This is a genomic window from Mesorhizobium sp. CO1-1-7 (assembly GCF_020164885.1).
Classification (GTDB): domain Bacteria; phylum Pseudomonadota; class Alphaproteobacteria; order Rhizobiales; family Rhizobiaceae; genus Mesorhizobium; species Mesorhizobium australicum.
Genome location: NZ_JAIUHA010000008.1, coordinates 218,327 through 237,125 on the forward strand (window position 1 = coordinate 218,327; position 18,799 = coordinate 237,125).

At 63.2% G+C, this 18,799-nt stretch carries 18 protein-coding genes; 9 read left to right on the forward strand and 9 right to left on the reverse strand.

The window, feature by feature from the left end:
• Window positions 1-3 precede the first annotated feature (3 nt).
• Genes LB516_RS19280 through LB516_RS19290 form a run of 3 tightly spaced genes read left to right on the forward strand, consistent with a single transcriptional unit; the run spans window position 4 to window position 2,865 of the window.
• Entirely contained in the window at window positions 4-921 is a 918-nt protein-coding gene (locus LB516_RS19280) for an ABC transporter permease (protein WP_140712737.1), read from the forward strand.
• Window positions 918-1,739, forward strand: a complete 822-nt coding sequence (locus tag LB516_RS19285; RefSeq protein WP_015315421.1) for an ABC transporter permease — start codon at window positions 918-920, stop codon at window positions 1,737-1,739. Before LB516_RS19280 ends, LB516_RS19285 begins: the two co-directional genes overlap by 4 nt.
• Window positions 1,740-1,791: 52 nt before the next feature.
• Window positions 1,792-2,865: an ABC transporter ATP-binding protein gene (locus LB516_RS19290; protein ID WP_140874881.1), complete on the forward strand. Its 1,074-nt coding sequence runs from the start codon at window positions 1,792-1,794 to the stop codon at window positions 2,863-2,865.
• Here LB516_RS19290 and LB516_RS19295 read toward each other — a convergent pair.
• From LB516_RS19295 to betI, 3 genes are read right to left on the reverse strand one after another with little or no spacing between them, the layout of a single operon-like run.
• Window positions 2,829-4,139: a flavin monoamine oxidase family protein gene (locus LB516_RS19295; RefSeq protein WP_224720202.1), complete on the reverse strand. Its 1,311-nt coding sequence runs from the start codon at window positions 4,137-4,139 to the stop codon at window positions 2,829-2,831. The two genes, LB516_RS19290 and LB516_RS19295, sit on opposite strands and share 37 nt — an antisense overlap.
• On the reverse strand, window positions 4,136-5,218 hold the full coding sequence (locus LB516_RS19300) for an ABC transporter substrate-binding protein (RefSeq protein WP_140616746.1): 1,083 nt from the start codon (window positions 5,216-5,218) through the stop codon (window positions 4,136-4,138). Before LB516_RS19300 ends, LB516_RS19295 begins: the two co-directional genes overlap by 4 nt.
• 42 nt (window positions 5,219-5,260) lie before the next feature.
• On the reverse strand, window positions 5,261-5,974 hold the full coding sequence (gene betI, locus LB516_RS19305; RefSeq protein ID WP_140662953.1) for a transcriptional regulator BetI: 714 nt from the start codon (window positions 5,972-5,974) through the stop codon (window positions 5,261-5,263).
• Window positions 5,975-6,317: 343 nt separating this feature from the next.
• On the opposite strand from betI, the gene LB516_RS19310 reads away from it, so the two are divergent.
• The 4 genes from LB516_RS19310 to LB516_RS19325 are packed head-to-tail and all read left to right on the forward strand — an operon-like array spanning window position 6,318 to window position 11,028.
• Entirely contained in the window at window positions 6,318-7,937 is a 1,620-nt protein-coding gene (locus tag LB516_RS19310; RefSeq protein WP_140874879.1) for a phytoene desaturase family protein, read from the forward strand.
• The gene (locus LB516_RS19315) at window positions 7,924-9,489 is read left to right on the forward strand and encodes a phytoene desaturase family protein (RefSeq protein WP_224720203.1); all 1,566 of its coding nucleotides are present in this window, start codon (window positions 7,924-7,926) and stop codon (window positions 9,487-9,489) included. The genes LB516_RS19310 and LB516_RS19315 overlap by 14 nt, the downstream gene beginning before the upstream one ends.
• A 43-nt stretch (window positions 9,490-9,532) precedes the next feature.
• Window positions 9,533-10,765: an aminomethyltransferase family protein gene (locus LB516_RS19320; protein ID WP_224720245.1), complete on the forward strand. Its 1,233-nt coding sequence runs from the start codon at window positions 9,533-9,535 to the stop codon at window positions 10,763-10,765.
• Window positions 10,766-10,767: 2 nt separating this feature from the next.
• Complete coding sequence (locus tag LB516_RS19325) at window positions 10,768-11,028, forward strand: hypothetical protein (RefSeq protein WP_015315412.1); 261 nt, start codon at window positions 10,768-10,770, stop codon at window positions 11,026-11,028.
• A gap of 6 nt (window positions 11,029-11,034) precedes the next feature.
• Here the strand turns inward: LB516_RS19325 and LB516_RS19330 are convergent, their stop codons facing one another.
• The 4 genes from LB516_RS19330 to LB516_RS19345 all read right to left on the reverse strand — a co-directional run bounded on the left by LB516_RS19330 (window position 11,035) and on the right by LB516_RS19345 (window position 14,099).
• Window positions 11,035-12,093, reverse strand: a complete 1,059-nt coding sequence (locus tag LB516_RS19330; protein ID WP_224587899.1) for a dipeptidase — start codon at window positions 12,091-12,093, stop codon at window positions 11,035-11,037.
• A 146-nt stretch (window positions 12,094-12,239) separates the two neighbouring features.
• The gene (locus LB516_RS19335; RefSeq protein ID WP_015315410.1) at window positions 12,240-12,539 is read right to left on the reverse strand and encodes a GNAT family N-acetyltransferase; all 300 of its coding nucleotides are present in this window, start codon (window positions 12,537-12,539) and stop codon (window positions 12,240-12,242) included.
• Window positions 12,540-12,541: 2 nt separating this feature from the next.
• Window positions 12,542-13,162 (reverse strand): alpha/beta hydrolase, encoded by a 621-nt coding sequence (locus LB516_RS19340; RefSeq protein ID WP_224720204.1) that lies wholly within the window; start codon window positions 13,160-13,162, stop codon window positions 12,542-12,544.
• 4 nt (window positions 13,163-13,166) lie between these two features.
• Window positions 13,167-14,099 carry a VOC family protein gene (locus LB516_RS19345; protein ID WP_224720205.1) on the reverse strand — a complete coding sequence of 311 codons (933 nt, stop codon included), beginning with the start codon at window positions 14,097-14,099 and terminating at the stop codon, window positions 13,167-13,169.
• A gap of 226 nt (window positions 14,100-14,325) precedes the next feature.
• On the opposite strand from LB516_RS19345, the gene LB516_RS19350 reads away from it, so the two are divergent.
• Window positions 14,326-15,885, forward strand: a complete 1,560-nt coding sequence (locus LB516_RS19350) for an alkaline phosphatase family protein (protein ID WP_224720206.1) — start codon at window positions 14,326-14,328, stop codon at window positions 15,883-15,885.
• 65 nt (window positions 15,886-15,950) lie between these two features.
• On the opposite strand, the gene LB516_RS19355 is transcribed toward LB516_RS19350, so the two are convergent.
• A complete protein-coding gene (locus LB516_RS19355; RefSeq protein ID WP_015315406.1) occupies window positions 15,951-17,255 on the reverse strand; it encodes a PRC-barrel domain-containing protein in 1,305 nt (434 codons plus the stop codon).
• Between the two features lie 286 nt (window positions 17,256-17,541).
• Between LB516_RS19355 and LB516_RS19360 the strand changes: the two genes are divergently transcribed.
• Window positions 17,542-18,462, forward strand: a complete 921-nt coding sequence (locus LB516_RS19360) for a diacylglycerol/lipid kinase family protein (RefSeq protein WP_015315405.1) — start codon at window positions 17,542-17,544, stop codon at window positions 18,460-18,462.
• Window positions 18,463-18,491: 29 nt separating this feature from the next.
• Here the strand turns inward: LB516_RS19360 and LB516_RS19365 are convergent, their stop codons facing one another.
• Window positions 18,492-18,692: a hypothetical protein gene (locus tag LB516_RS19365; RefSeq protein WP_015315404.1), complete on the reverse strand. Its 201-nt coding sequence runs from the start codon at window positions 18,690-18,692 to the stop codon at window positions 18,492-18,494.
• Window positions 18,693-18,799 lie beyond the last annotated feature (107 nt).

Consider the following 18,799-nt stretch of genomic DNA (forward strand, 5'->3'; position numbering starts at 1 on the left):
GCAATGACGGTGGCTGCGGAAGGGTCGCCCCCGTTGGGCCTGACGCGGGCCAGACGAAATGCCCTTCTGCAATCCGAGCCTGTACAAGGCTTTGCCCTGATCAGCCCGACCTTTCTCTACGCTCTCATCCTTCTGGTCCTGCCGATCCTGGTGGTCATCGCCCATTCCTTCTGGACGCAGCACTACCTGACCATCGACCGCACCTTCACGCTGGAAAACTATCGCGTCGCACTGACCGAGCCGATCTACCGCGATCTGTTGTGGCGCTCGCTCTACATCTCGCTGACGGTCAGCCTGTTCACCGTCGTCCTCGCCTACCCGATCGCCTATTTCATTTCCTTCCATGGCGGCCGTCACAAGAGCCTGTGGCTGTTCCTCATAACCATCCCGTTCTGGACCAGCTATCTCTTGCGCGTGATGTCGTGGAAGGTCATCCTGGGCTATAACGGCGTCTTGAATTCCGGCCTGATGGGTCTGGGCATCATCGACGAACCGTCGACCGCCCTGCTCTACAATTCGAGCGCCGTCATCATCACGCTCACCCATGCCTGGGCGGCCTTCGCCATCCTGCCGATTTTCGTGTCCCTGGAGAAGGTCGACCGCACGCTGGTCGAAGCGGCCACCGACCTTGGCGATGGACCCTTCCGGTCGTTCCTGCGCGTGACCTTGCCGCTGTCGGCGCCAGGCATCATTTCCGCGGCGCTGATCGTCATGATCCCGACTGTCGGCGACTATGTCACGCCAAAGCTCGTCGGCGGCAAGGATGGCGTCATGATCGCCAATGCCATCCAAGCGCAGTTCGGCAAAGCCGCCAACTGGCCGCTCGGTGCCGCACTTTCCGTCACCACCATGCTGATCGTCTCTCTGATGGCCGGCGGCACGGTGCTGATCATCCGCGGCTTGCAAAGGATGGCGCGATGAAGGCGCGGCGCTTCCTGCCGGGCGGCTGGCTGTCGGCCTATGCGTTCCTCTATATCGTCTTCCTCTATCTGCCCGTCATCTTCCTGCCGATCTTCTCGGTCAACACGGCGGCGACGCCGAAATTCCCGCTGACCGGCTTCACCCTGCAATGGTACGAAGACCTGCCGCGCACGCCGGCGCTGCTCGATGCCGCCTGGAACAGCCTGATCGTCGGCGTCTCGGCAGCCATCCTCTCCACCGTACTCGGCATCCTCGCCGCGCGCTCGATCACCCGCTACCGCTATCCCGGCCGCCGCGCCATCAACGGTCTGATCATGGCCCCGCTTGTGCTGCCCGAAGTGATCGTCGCCATCTCGATGCTGCTGGTGATGCTGCAGTTGGGCCTCAGTCTTTCGCTGTTCACCGTCGTGCTCGGCCACGTCCTGGTCTGCATTCCCTATTCGATGACGGTGCTGACTTCCGGCTTCGAGGGTTTCGACCGCAGCCTCGAGGAAGCCTCCGCCGATCTCGGCGAAAGCGCCTTCGGCACTTTCCGGCGCGTGACGCTGCCGATGGTGGCGCCGGCGATCATTTCCAGCCTGCTGGTCTGCTTCACCATCTCGCTGGACGAATTCATCATCGCCTTCTTCCTCACCGGCACCGAGGCGACGCTGCCGATCTACATCTGGGGCCAGTTGCGTTTCGCCTCGAAACTGCCTGGTGTGCTGGCGCTGGGCACGCTGCTTTTGGTTGCCTCTTTCCTGTTGATGACAATTGCTGAAATCCTGCGTCGCCGCGCGGCCAGACGCACCCAGAACGAGGGAGGCCTCTATGCCTGAGCAGCCGCGGATCGAGCGCCCTCACGCGGACAGGATCCAATCCGAAAGATCGATGATCGAGATCCGCAATGTCACCCGCAGCTATGGGGCGTTCAAGGCGCTGGACGACGCCTCCCTGACCATCAGGGAAGGCGAGTTCTTCTCGCTGCTCGGCCCGTCGGGCTGCGGCAAGACCACGCTTTTGCGCATGATCGCCGGCTTCGACAATCCGACCAGCGGCTCGATCGCGGTTGGCGGCCAGCCCATGGAAGGCATACCGGCCAATCGCCGGCCGACAAACATGGTGTTCCAGAGCTACGCGATCTTCCCGCACCTCAATGTCGAGCAGAACGTCGCCTACGGACTGAAGCGGTTGAAGCTGCAGGGTGGCGAAGAGAAGCGCCGGGTCGAGGAGGCGCTGGCGCAGGTCTCGCTCACCGGCCTCGGCAAGCGGCTTGCCACCGAGCTTTCCGGCGGCCAGCGGCAGCGTGTGGCGCTCGCCCGCGCCCTGGTGATGCAACCTAAGGTGCTTTTGCTCGACGAGCCGCTGTCGGCGCTCGACAAGAAGCTGCGCGAGCAGATGCAGGTCGAACTGCGCCGCCTGCAGCAGGCCGTCGGCATTACCTTCGTCCTGGTCACCCACGATCAGTATGAAGCGCTCGCAATGTCCGACCGCATCGCCGTGATGTTCGGCGGCAAGATCGCGCAGGTCGCCTCCCCGAAGGAAATCTACCAGCGCCCGGTAAACCGCCAGGTCGCCGACTTCCTTGGCGGCATGAATTTCGTCAAGGCCGAGATCGTCGAGGAGAACGGCGCCTCGCTGATCGTCGACACGCTGGGTTTCGGCCGTATCAAGACCGACAAGCCGAAGGCTTTCGTGCGCAATGGCGGCGGCGCGACGCTCGGCATCCGACCGGAGCGCCTGCGCGTGCTGTGGGACAATGCGACGGCCAAGTTCGAGGTCGCCGGCAAGGTGGTGGAACGCCACTATTTCGGCGAGATCACCCATCTGATCGTCGAAATCCCTGGCCTGGAGAAGCCGCTCTCGGTGACCGAGACCAACGATTTCGGCGCCGATGATATTCCAGTCGGCACCTCGATTCGCCTCGCCTATGATCCGGAAGCGCTGGTCGCGATGGCCGACTGAACTCCGGCGATGATCCTGCGCGCCGCGATACGCCCGGCCACGATCGCGCCCTCGACATAGCCCGGGAATGACGGCGACAATTCCGACGACGCGAAATGCATCGGCGGTGCGCCGGCAAGAATGGTGGCCTCGGCATCCCTGGCCGACACATCGACGATCAGGTCGCTATAGGCACCGCCGCTCCAGCGATCATGCGTCCAGTCACGGCGGCTGAAATCGAGAACATCCGCCGCCTCCGGACCCAGCGCCTCCACAAGCTTCGTCGTCACCTGTGTCCGCAGATCCGACTCGCCGAGTTCGTGCCAGCGCAGCGCCAGCGGTCCGCCAACGAAGACGACAAGCGCCGCATGATCGGGATCCCTGCTGGCGTCGCAGGCAAACAGCCCCGGCAGATCGCGCCACATCATCATCCCGCTCAAATCCCGCTCGCGCCAAAATGGCTTGGGATAGCGCACCAGGACCTTGATCACCGCGCCGCTTTCCCAGGCGCCGAGCGCCGCTTCCAGGGCTGCCGGCAAGGCGGGCGTAAAATCGAGCTTCGCGGCTGTCGCCGGCGGCACGGCGACCAGAACTTCTCGCGCTTCGATCACGCTATTGCTCGAGACGACACGAACCCCTGGCGGACCGTATTCGATGCGGGTGACAGGTTCGCCGAGCCTCACCCGGTCGCCGAGGTCCTCCGCCAGATCATCGGCCAACGACTGCATGGTCTCGCGCAGGGAATATTGCAGCTCCGGCACCTCATTGGTGATACGCCGGTCATTGTCGATCAGATACCAGAGCGGCACCTTCTCCAATGCCAGGCACCACAGGCCCTCGATCATCGACCGGAAGGCCGCCTTGGCCTCGCCCACGTCATCCTGCCGCTCCAGCCACTCGGCAACGGTCAATCCCGCAATGGCGGGATCGTTGGGCTCGATGCTGTTCATGCGTTCGCGGATAGCCATCGAGGCGTGATAGGTCCGCTCGGCCCGACCGACCGACATTGACGGGCAAGTGATGAAATCGCCCTCAACATAAGTCTCGACGAAGGTCTTGCCGCGAGCCTGGGCCAGTTCCATCAGCTGCGGCATGTCCTCGCACAGGAACTGGCCGCCGCTATCGATGCGCTCGCCAAGCCCGTTCCACATGGCCTCGACCCGCCCGCCGACGCGGTCGCGTGCCTCGAGCAGCAGGAAGCCGACGCCGGCCCTCTTCAGCTCGAGCGCCGCCGACAGCCCGGTGAAGCCGGCGCCGACGATGACGACGTCGGTTCTTTCTGTCTTGTCGTTCAATAGCCAGCCTTGATCTTCTCGAACTCGGCGATCATCTTGAGCTTGAGATCTGACGGGAGCGGCTGCTGGAACAGCGTCTTGTCGACGAATTTCTGCACGTCGTCATAGCCCTTTTCCTTCAGGATGGCCTGATCGACGCCGGCCATGCCCTTGGCGTTGGCCTGGCCGTAGCCCCAGTCCTTGACCAGCACCTTGGCGGTCTCCGGATCGTTGACCGCGTTGAGATAGTCATAAGCCTTGTCGGTATTGCCGGGCGCATCCTTGAACAGCACGTAGCCGCACACCCAGGTCGAGATGCCTTCCGCCGTGTCCTTCTTAGACTTGATCGGCACGCCGGCAGCGACCGACTGTACGGTCGCATCGTTCCAGGCCCAGGCGAGATCGACTTCGCCACCGCTCAGAAGCTGGACGACGTCGGTGGTATCAGTCCAGTAGGAGCGCACGTTCTTGTGCACCTGGCGCAGGAAGTCGGAGGCCTGCTTGAACTGGTCGTCGGTCATCTTGGTCCAGTCCTTCAGGCCGATGGCGAGGCTCGCCAGCGCATAGGCATCGTCGACATTGTCGCCGATCGAAACGCGGCCCTTGAACTTCGGATCGGCGAACGCCTTCAGCGACTGCACGTCCTTCTCGTCGATCTTGGAGGAGTTGTAAGTGAGCTGCGTGTTGCCCCAGTCCCAAGGCATGAACCAGGCTTTCCCGTCCTCGGTCGTGGCGAGATTTTTCATCGCCATGATGCCGGGATTGAGGTCTTTCCAGCCCGTGATCTTCGAGGTATCGAGCGGTTGCAGCAGGCCCGCCTCGCGCCACTTCGTCACGCTCTGCGAGCAGGGATGGCCAAGGTCGGCCTTGAAGCCGGAACGGACCTTTTCGAACGCCTCGTCCTCGTCGCCGAAGAAGGCGAAGGTCGGCGAATCGCCGTTCTTCTCGACATATTTCGGGTGGAAGCTCGGATCCTCATAGCCTGACCAGTCGAACACGATCAGATCCTTGTCGGCCGCGATCGCCAGCGCCGCGGCCGAAGCCGCCAGTGTTCCCGCCAGCGCGAGCGTCAGCGTCAGGCGCCTTGTCAGTGTCTTCATTGCTGTTCCATCCTCTGCGGTTTCTTATGGTTTCGTCTCTTCTTATGATCTCGTTGGGCTGGCGGCCTTCAGCGGGTAGTGTTTCGGAAAAGCCGCCGACAGGAATTCATTGGCCGCCTGCAAGGAGGTCTCCCGCGTGGTGTCCTCGGTTCCCATCATCAACCGCAGCCACAAGCCTTCCAGCATGGCGCTGAGCGCCAGCGCCATGACCTGCGGCTCATAGGCGTAGCCGCCGCTCTGTTTCAGAGCCGCGCACAGGTCGATGAATATATTCTGGTAAACGGCATCCCGCGCGCTGCTCAGCGCCTGGTAGGTCGGCCGCGACTTGGCCTCTCCCCAGAAGGCGCACCATGCGGCAAGCTTGCGCTTGTTGCAGATGGAGCGGTCGAAATCGGCCGCGACGAGAACCTGGAGTTGACGCGCGGGATCGTCTCCTGCCTTTTGCAAGGCATTGCGCCAGTGCGCGGAATACTCGTCGTACATATATTGCAGCGTCGCGACGAGCAGCTTTTCCTTGCTCTCGAAATGGAAATTGACGATGCCGCGCGACAGGCCGGCGCCGTCGGCGACATCGGCCATCGTCGTTTCCGAATAGCCGCGCTTGGCGAGCGAATCGATCGTCGCCTCGATGAGCTGAAGCTGCCTGACCTCCTTGGAGGCCTTGCGCCCGCGCTTCTCGGATTCGGCTTTCCGCGCCGGTTCAAGAAGCGCGTCCCTGGCGTCTGCCGTTTTCATGCGTGTGATGGTCTCCAGCATCGCCGGCTATCCCTTTGCATCCGGCTTCCACCCGCGAAGATGAGTGGGACGGTGCTCGCACTGTCAAGCACCTTCTGCATGGCCTCCCAGCCCATGATGGCGGCCACGTCATATTCCGGGGTGACGTCTGCCATTTCAATCATCAGCCTCGGTTCCCAATGGACGGATTACTGGGTTCGAACGTCGGCAAAGCGTAACTCATGTCCGGAAAAACGCAATATCATTTGTTGAACATTCATTCAGTATAGCTGGACACAATGGCTGGTGCCGTGCCAAATTCCACGCATTAGGGGACAGTTCACGCAGAAATGAAGAGCGGGACGCAGATGAGCACTGGGCCACAATGAAAGCTTGGGATGCGATCATCATCGGCGGCGGACACAACGGCCTGGTCAACGCCTGTTACCTGCAGCGCGCCGGCCTCGACGTGCTGGTTGCGGAGAAGAACGACTGGGTCGGAGGCGCCGCCACAAGCAGGGAACTGACGCCGGGCTTCCTCTACTCCAACTGCTCCTACGTCTGCTCGCTGTTCCGACCCGAGATCATGCGCGATCTGGAGCTCCCCCGCTTCGGCCTGCAAGTCATCTCCTATGAGGGCGGCGCGGTGTTCACCCGGGATGGCGACTATCTCGCCAATTATCGCGACCACGACGCGCACCGGCGGGAATTCGCTCGTTTCTCCAAAAGGGATGCCGAGGCCTATGACCGCTACGCCCGCGACGTGACGCGGCAGTGCCGCTTCATCCAGCCGCTGTTGATGCGCACCGCGCCGGACCCAACCAGCCTGTGCCCGCGCGACCTCGGCGAACTGCTCTATCTCGGCAAGAAATTCGCGGGTCTCTCCGCCGAGGAAATGGCACTGACGCTGCGCTTCTGGACCATGTCTATCTCTGAGTTCCTCGACGAATATTTCGAGACCGACGTCATCAAGGCGAACTTCGCCCTGTCTGGCATCATCGGCACGGCACTCGGGCCGATGTCGCCCGGCACCGCTTACGTGCTGCTGCACCACTATATGGGCGAGGTCGATGGATCGGTTGGCGCCTGGGGCTATGCGCGCGGCGGCATGGGCGCCGTGACCAAGGCGCTGGCCGCCTCGTTCAAGGCCTCGGGTGGAACCATACGCACCGGCGCCGAGGTCGACCATGTGCTGGTGAGCCGTGGCAAGGCCAGGGGCGTCGTGCTGGCCAGCGGCGAGGAGATTTACGGCAAGCTGGTCGTCTCCAATGCCGACGTGAAGCGCACTTTCCTGAAGCTGGTCGAAGAGAAGGAACTGCCCGACATCTTCCTGCGCCGGGTGAAGAACTTCAAGATTCGCGGATCCTCGGGAAAGGTCAACATAGCACTCGATTCGCTGCCGGAATTCCCGGCGCTGCCGAAGGATTCGCCGGTCTATCGCGGCGACATGCATTTCACCGATTCGATGGAGCGCATGGAACGCGCCTATGACAACTGGAAGGCCGGCCGCTGGTCCGCCGATCCGTTCCTCGACATGGTCATCCCGACGACGCTCGACCCGACCATGGCGCCGCCAGGGAAGCATTTCATGAGCTGCTTCGTTCAGTACGCTCCGCCCAAGATCGCTGGTCGCGAGTGGACGGACGCCGATCGTGACGGTTTTGCTGAAAGCGTGATTGCGCAGATATCGGATTATTCACCCGGGTTCCGCGACCGCATCGTCCATATGGAGGTGCGCACGCCACGCGAGATCGAGGCCGAGGTCGGCCTCACGGAAGGCAACATCTTTCAGGGCGAGCTGACCTTCGACCAGTTGCTGTTCAACCGTCCGGTGCCCGGTTACGCGCAATATCGGTCGCCGGTTGGCGGCCTCTATATGTGCGGCTCCTCGACCCATCCCGGCGGCGGCGTCATGGGTGCGCCCGGCCGCAACGCAGCCGCCGAAATCCTGCGCGATCTCGCAAAATCCAACTCGCATATGAGCCCGGCCCATGACGTCATTTGATGCCATCGTCATCGGCGGCGGCCACAACGGGCTTGTCGCTGCCGCCACGCTGGCGAAGGCCGGCCGCAAGGCGCTGGTGCTGGAAGCAGGAGCCGAACCCGGCGGCGCCGCGCGGACCGAGGAATTTGCGCCCGGTTTTCGCGCTTCGTCCATCGCGCATGTGTTGAACCGGCTGCATCCCGATGTGGTGAAAACGCTGGAGCTGGAAAAGCACGGGCTGCAGATCGCTCGCGCCGACTTCCTGCCGTCGGTCGCATTGTCGAAAGATGGACCGCCGCTTGTCCTGCATGGCGCTTATGGCGAGGTGCTGACCGGCGCCAGTTCGTCGGAACAGTCCGCCTGGAAGGAACTACGCGCACAACTGCTGCGCTATGCCGGCATCCTGAAACCCTTCCTGTCGCGCCGGCCGCCCGATCTCGGCGGCATGTCGCTGCTGGAGGCCGCTTCGCTCGGCCACACCGCGGTGGCGCTGAAGAAACTTGGCAAGGAAGACATGCGCGACTTCCTGCGCGTGCTTTTGATGAACGTTGCCGACTTGCTTGACGAACAACTCGCCGACGACAGGCTGAAGGGGCTGCTCGCCTTCGACGCCACGCTCGGCAGCCATCTCGGCCCGCGCTCGCCGACCTCGCTGCTCGGCCTCTATTATCGTCTGAGCGGAGAGAGCTGCGGTGCGGCCGGAGCGCAATTGCTGCCAAAGGGCGGCATGGGCGCGGTGGTCGCCGCCATCCGCGCAGCTGCCGAAAAGGCTGGCGTCACGATCCGCGCATCGGTGCCCGTCGCCAGGATCATTGTCGAGAAGGACCGCGCCGTCGGCGTTGCCCTCGACAATGGCGAGGAGCTTCGCGCCCGAACGATCGTCTCGGCCATCAATCCGACGACCACCTTCCTCGACCTCGTCGGACCGCGCGAGATCGACACCGGCTTCGTGCGCAAAGTGAAAAACATCCGCATGAGGGGCGATGCCGCCAAGCTCCATCTGGCGCTCGACCGGCCGCCGCGGTTTGCCGGTGTCGACGCCGCCGGCCATAAGGGCCGACTGGTGATCGCGTCCTCTCCCGACCACGTCGAACGTGCCTTCAATCCATCCAAATATGGCGAGTTCTCGCCCGAGCCGGTGATGGAAATCACGCTGCCCAGTCTCGCCGATCCGTCGCTCGCGCCCGACGGCGCCTGCGTGCTGTCCGCCGTAGTGCAATACGCGCCCTATCGGTTGAAAGAGAGCTGGGATGCCGGCAAGCCGAAATTCCTCGAGGCAATCATGGCCCAGTTGGAAGCCTATGCGCCTGGCATCGGCAAGACGGTGATTCATGCCGAACTGCTCACCCCTGCGGACATCGAGAAGCGCTACCGCATGCCGGGTGGCCACTGGCACCACGGTGAATTGCAGGCCGATCAGATGCTGATCTCGCGTCCCGTGTCCGGCTGGTCGGGCTACGACACGCCGCTCGACGGGCTGTTCCTGGCCGGCGCGGGTTCGCATCCTGGTGGTGGTGTTTCGGGTACGCCAGGATTGAATGCCGCGCGGCGCATCATTGCGATGAAGGGGTGACTTGATGTCTCAACTGGCCGACGCTGCACTCCATGGCGCCATCATGACCCATCAAGCCTCCATTCCGTTGACAGCCCGCGTCGCAGCCCAATCCCACTTCCGCACGCTGCGCCTCGGCACGCCGTTCCAGCCGCGCCTCGATGCGCTGGCCAAGACCCAGGACTGGTACAATTGGGCCGGCTACCGCGCGCCGCATTCGCTTTGGGACGAGGAGCTCGAATACTTCGCCATCCGCAGCCAGGCAGCACTCTTCGACATCTCGCCGATGACCAAATACCGGATCGAAGGACCGGATGCCCAGGCCTTCCTCGACCGCGTCACCTTGCGCGATGTCACCAAGCTCAGGACCGACCGCGTTCATTACACCGCTTGGTGTGACGACGAGGGTTTTGTGCTGGACGACGGGACGCTGTTCCGACTTTCGCCGACCCGCTTCCGGCTGTGTTCGCAGGAGCGGCATCTGCCGTGGCTGCTGGACAGCGCCCTTGGTTTCGACGTCATCGTCGAGGAAGAGACCGAGGCCGTCGCCGGGCTCGCCTTGCAGGGGCCCACATCCTTCGCTGTGCTGCGCGACGCCGGTTTTGCCGGTGTCGAGAGGCTGAAAATATTCGACCTTGCCGAATTTCCCCACGACGGCGGCACGGCCATAATTTCACGCACCGGCTTTACCGGTGATCTCGGTTACGAACTGTTCGTTCCGGCCGAAAAGGCGCTGAGCCTGTGGGACCGGCTGATGACAGCTGGGGAACTGCACGGCATCAGGGCGATCGGCTACACCGCCCTCAACCGTGCCCGTCTCGAGGCTGGGCTGATCGTCGCCAATGCCGATTTCACCACCGCCGAACATGCCATCCGCGCCGACCGTTTGCGCATGCCCGACGAGATCGGGCTCGGCTTCATGATCGATCTGGACAAGGGCCATTTCAATGGCCGCCGCGCCATCCTCGAGGCCCGCGCCAAACGCAAGTTTCGGCATGTCCTCGTCGGACTGGAGATCGAAGGCAACGTCCCAGCCGAACACGCGATCGTCTATCACAGGAAGAGCCAGGAGGTCGGCCTGGTCAGCGCCGCCATGTGGTCGCCGATGGCCAAGCGCAACATCGCCATCGCCTCGCTGGCGCGGCCCTATGGCGATACTGTCGTGGAAGACCTCTGGGTCGAGATCTACGCCATGCGCGAACTGCAGTACCAGAAGCTGATGAAACGGGCCAAGGTGGTGGCGCGACCCTTCATCAAGCTCGACCGCCGTACCGCCAATCCGCCGGCGGATTTCTGACCATGACCGAGGAAGCGGGCAAGCAACAGGAAGAAGGTGAAGCCGCCGAACAGTGGGAGCTGGTCAACACGCCGCTCGGCGAGAAATGGTCTGGCCGCACGCGCTATGCCGCCGCCATGTTCTTCTATAAGCGTGGCGAGATGAGCGCCGAGACGCTGGAGGTCTATCGCATTTGCGCTCGGCTCGATGCGGAAAACCCGCTGCCGATCATTCGCGATCGCGGCGTTGGCAAGGACTGGCTGAAGCGCATGGGCTTCGAATAAGGCGTCCTAACCTATCGTTCTTTCCAGCATGCTTAGCCAGTTGCGGTAGGCAATCTTTTCGATCAGCGCGCGGCCAAAACCGCGCGCCGCCAGCGCATCGATGAGTTTCGGCAGGCCGGCAACGTCGCCGATGACCGCCGGGATCATGGCGCCGTCGAAATCCGAACCGAGACCGACGCCATCCTCGCCCAAAGCCTGCAGCAGGGAATCGATATGGCGCACCATGATGTCGAGGCTGGTGTCGGCATTCATACGGCCGTCCTCGCGCAGGAAGCCGGTGGCGAAGTTCAACCCGACCATGCCGCCGGAGTCGCGGATCGCGCCGAGCTGCCAGTCGGTGAGGTTGCGCGAATGGCCGCAGATCGCATGCACGTTGGAATGGGTGGCGACCAGCGGCGCATCGCTAAGCGCTGCGACGTCGCGAAAACCCTTCTCGTTGAGATGCGAGAGATCGATCATGATCCTCAGTTCATTGCAGGCCTTGACCAGCGCCTTGCCGGCATCGGTCAGGCCCGGACCGGTGTCCGGCGAGGACGGAAAGCGAAACGGCACGCCGTGACCGAACGCATTGGGCCGGCTCCAGACGATGCCGAGCGAGCGCAGGCCCGCGGCATGCAGTACGTCGAGCATGGTGAGTTCGGGATCGATCGCCTCGACGCCTTCGATGTGGAACACCGCGGCGATCGTGCCTTGCGCCATGGCATTGCGCACATCGTCGGCGCTGCGGCAGATCGCCAATGCGCCGGCGCGCTCCAGCCGGAAGAGGATGGACGCCATCGCAATCGTCGAGTTGAGCGCATCGGCGCGCGGCACCTCGGGCGGCAGCGGCTCGCTGTCGCTCGGCGCCGAAGGCACGGCGCTGCGCCGCGCTTTCTCGACCGGGGGCGGGAAGATGGCGAACATGCCGCCGGCGAATCCGCCAGCCCTGGCGCGCGGCAAGTCGATATGGCCGCCCGATTTCCCTTCGATGAACAGCTTCTCGACGTCCGCGTCTTTCGCCTGGTGCAAACGCAGCAGCGTGTCGTTGTGGCCGTCAAAGACGGGGACGAGGTCTGTTTCGGTCATATGGGGGATCATTCGGTCTGTTTGTCGGCAGGGCGATATATCATATCTAGGCAAGATGTGCCGCCGGGGCAAATTACAAAGCCAACGGGACGGCAATGGCCGCCCGTTTAGCTCTGTTCCTACACATCCGCTTTGTGCTTGCGGGGCTACTGCTTCAGCACATCCGCCCATTCCGGGTGACGGCGGAACTGGGCGTTGGCGAACGGGCAGAGCGGGATGATCTTCTTGCCTGCCGCCCGTGCGTCCTCGACGGCACGGGTGACGAGCCGAAGCCCGGCGCCCTGGCCGCGAAAGGCGTCCGGCACTTCGGTGTGATCGATGATCAGCTGGTGCTCGCCGATTTTGGTGAAGGTCATCTCCGCCTCGGCGCCGCCGGCGCCGCGCAGCACGTAGCGACCCTTGGAGCCGCGATCTTCAAGTTCGATCTCTGGCAATTGATCGGGCATCTCTACACTCCTTGGGCGATGGAGGCGAAAAGCCGCCGCGCCGCTTCGATTTCGTTTGGCCGCACCTCGTGCCCGCCTTCGTGCCACTCCACTGTGACATCGGCTCCGTCGGCGCGCAAATAGGCTTCGAGCCGCGCCGTCAGGTTCGGCGGGCAGACCGGATCGCGCCTGCCGGCGGTCACCAGGATGTGACGACCGGCAAGACTGCCCTTCACCTGCGGCTCGAACGGGATCAGCGGATGCATCAGCACCGTGGCGTCGAACAGGCCAGGGGTTTCGAACACCAGCGAAGCCAGGACGTTGGCGCCATTGGAATAGCCGAGGCCCAGCACGGCCGATGGCTTCGCCGCCTCGACATGGGCCTGGACGAAGCCCGCCATCTTGGCCGTGGCCCGCGCCAGGTCGTCCATGTCATAGACGCCCTCGCCGGTGCGGCGGAAGAAGCGCGCGGCACCTTGCTCCGACACATCGCCGCGCGGCGAGACGATGGTGGCCTGGGGCGCGAGATCGCGCCCCAGCGAGACGAGCTGGCTCTCGTCGCCGCCTGTGCCATGGAAGACGAAAAGCAGCGGACCACCCGGCGAACCAGGCAGCACCCTGTGGGCGTAAGCGTCCTTGCTCATCGTCTCAGCCCTCCAGCTTCTGCAGATGCTGTTCGAGATACGGCCGCAGATGCTGATGCTGCGTCGGCAGCTTCAGCGCCTCGCCAAGATGGGCGGTGTCCTCGTCCTTGTCGAAACCCGGCTCATTGGTGGCGACTTCGAACAGCACGCCGCCCGGCGTGCGGAAATAGATCGCCCAGAAATAGTCGCGGTCGATCACCGGCGTCACGCCATAACCCGTATCCATCAGCGCCTTGCGCACTTCGAGCTGCTTGGCGCGACTCTCGACGGCGAAGGCGACATGATGAACGGAGCCGGCGCCGAGATCGGCGAAGGGTGCGGTCGGCAGCGTTTCGATATCGACAAAATCGGCGCCATTGCCGTTCTTGACGGCGAGCCGCCTGACATTGCCTGACTTGTCGACCTCCTCGTAACCCATGAACTTCAACAGCTCCTCGGTGGCGCCGCCATCCTTCAGTCTCAGCGAAACCGAGTGAAAGCCGCGGATCGCCTCGTCCGCGGCAATACCGCCCTTCACCCAGGGCGCTCTGCCGTCGGCCTTGTCCTCGACCAGTGCAAAGCCATCGCCGTCCGGGCCGGCAAATGCGAGCCGCTTCTCGCCAAAGCTTTCCTCGCGGGCGACATTGGTTACGCCTTCGTCGGTGAAGCGTTTTTCCCAAGAGGCGAGCGTGCCTTCCGGCACGGAATAGACCGTGGTGCCGACTTCGCCGACGCCAGGACGGCCCTTGCCGATGTTGGGAAACGGGAAATAGGTCATCACCGAACCGGGTGTGCCGGCCTCGTCGCCATAATAGAGATGGTAGACGTCGGGCGCGTCGAAATTGACGGTCTTCTTGACCCGGCGCAGGCCGAGCTTGTGGGTGAAGAAATCATTGTTCTGCCGTGCATCTCTGGCCATCGAGGTGACGTGATGCAGGCCCTTGATCTGGTCGAGCATGGTCTCTGCTCCTTCCCTTGGTGTTTGTGCGGCCCTCGCCGCTCTCCTGGCCAATATGAGGATACGAGCGAGTATGGCAAAGGCTGCAAACACAGGATGGACTGTGCCTTAAAAGTGAACAATCCCAAGATCCTTGTTCACCGTTTAGCAAACAGCCCTGGTCTTGCGCGGTGGATGGAATCGGTTCCATGTGCGCATTCGACGTGCTGGAGAGGGGTAAGCGCAAGTGACTGGAAAAGGCAGGCGGCCAAATGTCCTTCTCATCACTTGCGACCAGTGGCGCGGCGATTGCCTGTCGGCTGTCGGGCATCCCCAGGTGAAGACGCCGAATGCCGATGCGCTGGCCGCCGACGGCGTGCTGTTCAAGCGCCATTACGGCGGCGCGGCGCCTTGCTCACCGGCCCGTGCCTGCCTCTACACCGGCCTCTATCAGATGAACAATCGTGTCTGCCGCAACGGCACGCCGCTCGACGCCCGCCATGGCAATATTGCGCTCGCCGCGCGCAGCGTCGGTTACGATCCGACCTTGTTCGGCTATACCGATGTGTCGCTCGATCCGCGCCAGCTTGCACCGGCCGATCCGCGGTTGCACAGCTATGAGGGTGTTCTGCCCGGCTTCACGGCGCGCCAATTGCTGCCCGAACATCAGAAGCAGTGGCTGTCCTGGCTGAAGCAGCAAGGCATCGATGCCGGCGCTGGAAGTCCTGACATTCATCGTCCGGTGGGCGAGGTCGACGGTGCGGTGACCGAAGCGCCACCCGTCTACTCCAGGGACCAGACGCCGACGGCCTTCCTTGCCGGCGAGTTCATCCGCTGGCTGAGCGAGCAGGACGAGGCCACGCCGTGGTTTGCGCATCTTTCCTTTATCAGCCCGCATCCGCCCTTCATCGTACCGGAACCGTACAACACTCAATACGATCCCGCGGACGGCCCCGCTTTTCACCGCGCGGAAAGTTGGCGCGCCGAATCTCAGGGCCACCCCTACGTCGCCTATGATCTCGATCGCCAAAAACGAGCGAAGTTCCGCCCCGGCGCCACGGGGAAAGTGCACGACTGGAGCGAGGATGATTTCCGCCGCATCCGAGCGATCTATTACGGCATGATCTCGGAGGTGGACGCGCAGCTCGGCCGCCTGTGGCAAGCGCTGAAGACCGAAGCCGCGTGGGACAACACCATCATCGTGCTCACCTCCGACCATGCTGAAATGATGGGCGACCACTTCATGCTGGGCAAGGGCGGCTATTTCGACGGCAGCTACCATATCCCGCTGATCATCCGCGATCCACGCCACCGCAAGGCTGCCGGCAGCGCTGTCGATCGCTTCACCGAAGCGGTGGACATTTTGCCTACGCTCATCGACCTGCTCGGCGTGGCTCCCGAACCGCACCTTGACGGATGCTCGCTGAAACCCTTCCTGAGCGGTGGAACGCCCGCCATTTGGCGCGACGCCGCGCACTGGGAGTTCGACTTTCGCTCGATCGCCGGCGGTGAAGCCGAACGGCACTTCGGCATCACCTCGCGCCAGTGCAACCTCGCTGTCATCCGCACGAAGAAATTCAAGTACGTGCATTTTGGCGGCGGCCTGCCGCCGCTGCTTTTCGACATGGAGGACGACCCTGGCGAATTGAAGAACCTCGCCGGCAGCCCGGCACATCGTTCGACCCGGCTGGAATTCGCCGAAAGGCTGCTCGCCTGGCGGGCCGAACATCTCGACCAGTCGCTTGCCCTTTTGGAACTGACGGAAAACGGGGTGGCTGGATATTCCAGATCGCAAGCAGGGCGGTAGGGGGATTACCCTACCGCCCTGGATCCTTGCCTATCGAAGCATCTTGCCTAACGAAGAATCCTTGCCTACCGGACGATCAGACGCTGCTCGTCCCGCTTCTGGGCGTAGGAGCCCTTGTCGTAAGCCGCTTGCTTCTCGAGTTGCTCCTTGGTGAAGGTCGTATAAAGGTACTTCTTGCCGTTCTTGTCGGTCATGAACTTCAAATTATCCATGCCGACCGCGACCTCCTTCTCGCCAATGCCGAGGAAGCCGCCGACATCGACGATCACGGCGTCGGGTTTCTTGTCGGGCGTCAGCACCACATCGCCGATCTCACCGACCTTGGCGTCGTTGGCGCCATAGACCGTCGTGCCCTTCAGGTCGTCGCCCCTGATCTCTCCAACCGGCATCTCGGTAAGCTTGGACTTGTCGATGGCCGCGGTCTGTGTCTGGTCAGGAGCCGTGGCGTCAGCCGGCGCCGCCGCGGTCTTGTCCGCCGGAGCGGCGGCGGGAGCTGTCGCGGCGGACGGCGCCGCTGCGGGCGCGGTTGGCGCCGGTTCATTGGATGCCGTCGTTGCCGGCGCCGGATCATAGGCCTTGCGGTTGAAATCCGGCTGCGCCTGCAGCTCTTCCTTGGTGGTCTGCGCCACCAGCCAGCGGTCGCCGTTCTTCTGTGCCCACTGCGCCTTGGCGAAATCATAAGCCACGTTCTTTTCGCCCATGCCCAGGAACCCGCCGACGCCAATAATCAGCGACTGCGCCTTGCCTTCCTTGGTCAGCACGATGTCGTTCACATCCCCGATCTTCTGGGCGTCATCGCCGGTGCCGTTGTAGACATTTTCACCGATGATGTTTGTGGCCAGGTTGCCATCAGCCTGTTTGACCGGCTCGGCGTTCGTGGACTGCTGCGCGGTGTCGGTCGATGTGGCCGGCGCCTGTGCGGTCGTCGCTGCGGCCGGGGCCGGCGCGTAAGCCTTGCTGTCGAACTCCGGATGCGCCTTCAGTTCATCCTTGGTGGTCTGCGCCACCAGCCAGCGATCGCCGTTCTTCTCGGCCCATTGCAGCTTGTCGTAGTCGAAGGCGACATTCTTGGTTCCCACGCCAAGGAAACCGCCTACGCCGATGACGACGGATTTCGCCATGCCGTCCTTGTCGAAGACCACGTCAGTGACCTTGCCGATATTCTCGGCATTGTCGCCAGTGCCATTGTAGACGGTTTCGCCGATGATGTTGGTGACGATGCTGCCTTCAGCGCGCGGTACCGGCGCCGTCGCGGCCGGCTCCTGGGCGGCGGGCTGGTTCGCGGGGGCTGGGGTTGCAGCGCTCTGCGCGAAGGCGCCGGTTGCAACCATTGTCGCAAGGGCGGTCGTCGCTAAAAGGGTGCGGATCATGATAGTCTCTCCTCGTGCCTGATTTCGTCATGCCGCGCCCGGTTGAATCTCTCGCTGGGGATCGGACGCGACATCTCTGCAGGTTCACAACGTCGTGACCATGCTGTTGTTCCGACAAAAACCGCGATGGCCGAAGCCAAAACCCAAGAAGCGGATCTGACTGCCCATTGCCGAAAACCTGGGTCTGGCCGGAGTTTCCGCCCTGCCGGAACTATTCCCGGTCTGACGCGTTTCAGCCGTCGGCTGGGGTACCCCGGCCGGTTTGAAGTGAGCAGCGGAGCGGGGCATGAAATTCGCAGCGGTGCTGAACCGGGACGGCGGCACCTTGCGCACCACCGATCTCGCCGCCTTTTCGGACCGGATGCGTCAGACGCTGGAATCGGCGGGCCACTCTCTCAGCATCGACATCGTTGCCGGCAAGGACGTCGTGGACACCCTCGACAGCGCTGCGTCGCGCCGCACCGTCGACGTCGTGCTCGCCGGAGGCGGTGACGGCACCATCTCGGCCGCGGCCGCCAGGCTGATGGGCAGGAAAAAGGCGCTCGCCATATTGCCGGCCGGCACCATGAACCTGTTTGCGCGCGGCCTTGGTATTCCGCAGTCGCTCGATGCGGCGCTGAAATCCTTCGCCGACGGCGAAGTCATCGCGGTCGACATGGCTACGGCCAATGGCCAGCCTTTCGTTCATCAGTTCTCGATCGGCATGCATGCCAAGATGGTGCAGCTGCGCCAGGGCATGGAATTCGGCTCACGCCTGGGCAAGATCGGCGCTTCCGCCAAGGCAGCCTGGGCGACGATCAAGAACCCGCCGGCAATGAAGGTCACGCTCGGCATCGGTGAAGCGGAGATGACTGCCCGCATATCCGGCCTCGGCGTGACCAACAATCTCTTCGGCGAAGGTCACCTGCCCTATGCCGACAATCCGGCCGGTGGCGTGCTCGGCATTTACGTCACGGTAGCGCAGCAGCGCGCCGAACTGGTCAAGTTTTTGTTCAACGTGGCGCGCGGCAAGTGGCGTGACAACGAACATGTCGAAATCCACCAGGCCGACAGGGTGACCCTCAAAATTCATTCCGGCGGCAGGAAATTCCGTGCCGTCATGGACGGCGAACTGGTCAGGCTCGATCGTGAGACGACGATCGAAATCAAACCTGGAGCGCTCAATGTGCTGGTGCCGGCCAGCGTCGCCCAGGTGAAAGCCGCCTGATGCTGTATGAAGCCATCAGGGTGCTGACTTCAGCCGGATGGCGCCGGACCGGTGCTCGGCGGCGTGGGGACATGTTGCTCGTCGCTGTTCGGCGCCTTGATCAACACGCCGTAGATCTCGGCGACGCCCCAGGCGACGAGCACCAGGAGCAGTCCGGCGATCAGGATTCGGAACCCATGCCAGCCCCACCGCCCCTGACGCGCTTTGTTTTCGGGAATGTTCCTGGCCATGGCGGGTCCTCGTCTGGTTTCGCGTCGGCTGACGCGATCGGCAAATCACGCTCGGGTAACGGTCCCTCGCAAGGATGGTTCCGGCTGCAGGGCTGTCCCGGGCCGGC

Coding starts and splice junctions, on each gene's coding strand:
- LB516_RS19280 (WP_140712737.1), top strand. CDS start 4: ATGACGGTGGCTGCGGAAGGGTCGCCCCCGTTGGGCCTGACGCGGGCC.
- LB516_RS19285 (WP_015315421.1), top strand. CDS start 918: ATGAAGGCGCGGCGCTTCCTGCCGGGCGGCTGGCTGTCGGCCTATGCG.
- LB516_RS19290 (WP_140874881.1), top strand. CDS start 1,792: ATGATCGAGATCCGCAATGTCACCCGCAGCTATGGGGCGTTCAAGGCG.
- LB516_RS19300 (WP_140616746.1), bottom strand. CDS start 5,218: ATGAAGACACTGACAAGGCGCCTGACGCTGACGCTCGCGCTGGCGGGA.
- betI (WP_140662953.1), bottom strand. CDS start 5,974: ATGCTGGAGACCATCACACGCATGAAAACGGCAGACGCCAGGGACGCG.
- LB516_RS19310 (WP_140874879.1), top strand. CDS start 6,318: ATGAAAGCTTGGGATGCGATCATCATCGGCGGCGGACACAACGGCCTG.
- LB516_RS19315 (WP_224720203.1), top strand. CDS start 7,924: ATGACGTCATTTGATGCCATCGTCATCGGCGGCGGCCACAACGGGCTT.
- LB516_RS19320 (WP_224720245.1), top strand. CDS start 9,533: ATGACCCATCAAGCCTCCATTCCGTTGACAGCCCGCGTCGCAGCCCAA.
- LB516_RS19325 (WP_015315412.1), top strand. CDS start 10,768: ATGACCGAGGAAGCGGGCAAGCAACAGGAAGAAGGTGAAGCCGCCGAA.
- LB516_RS19330 (WP_224587899.1), bottom strand. CDS start 12,093: ATGACCGAAACAGACCTCGTCCCCGTCTTTGACGGCCACAACGACACG.
- LB516_RS19335 (WP_015315410.1), bottom strand. CDS start 12,539: ATGCCCGATCAATTGCCAGAGATCGAACTTGAAGATCGCGGCTCCAAG.
- LB516_RS19340 (WP_224720204.1), bottom strand. CDS start 13,162: ATGAGCAAGGACGCTTACGCCCACAGGGTGCTGCCTGGTTCGCCGGGT.
- LB516_RS19345 (WP_224720205.1), bottom strand. CDS start 14,099: ATGCTCGACCAGATCAAGGGCCTGCATCACGTCACCTCGATGGCCAGA.
- LB516_RS19355 (WP_015315406.1), bottom strand. CDS start 17,255: ATGATCCGCACCCTTTTAGCGACGACCGCCCTTGCGACAATGGTTGCA.
- LB516_RS19360 (WP_015315405.1), top strand. CDS start 17,542: ATGAAATTCGCAGCGGTGCTGAACCGGGACGGCGGCACCTTGCGCACC.
- LB516_RS19365 (WP_015315404.1), bottom strand. CDS start 18,692: ATGGCCAGGAACATTCCCGAAAACAAAGCGCGTCAGGGGCGGTGGGGC.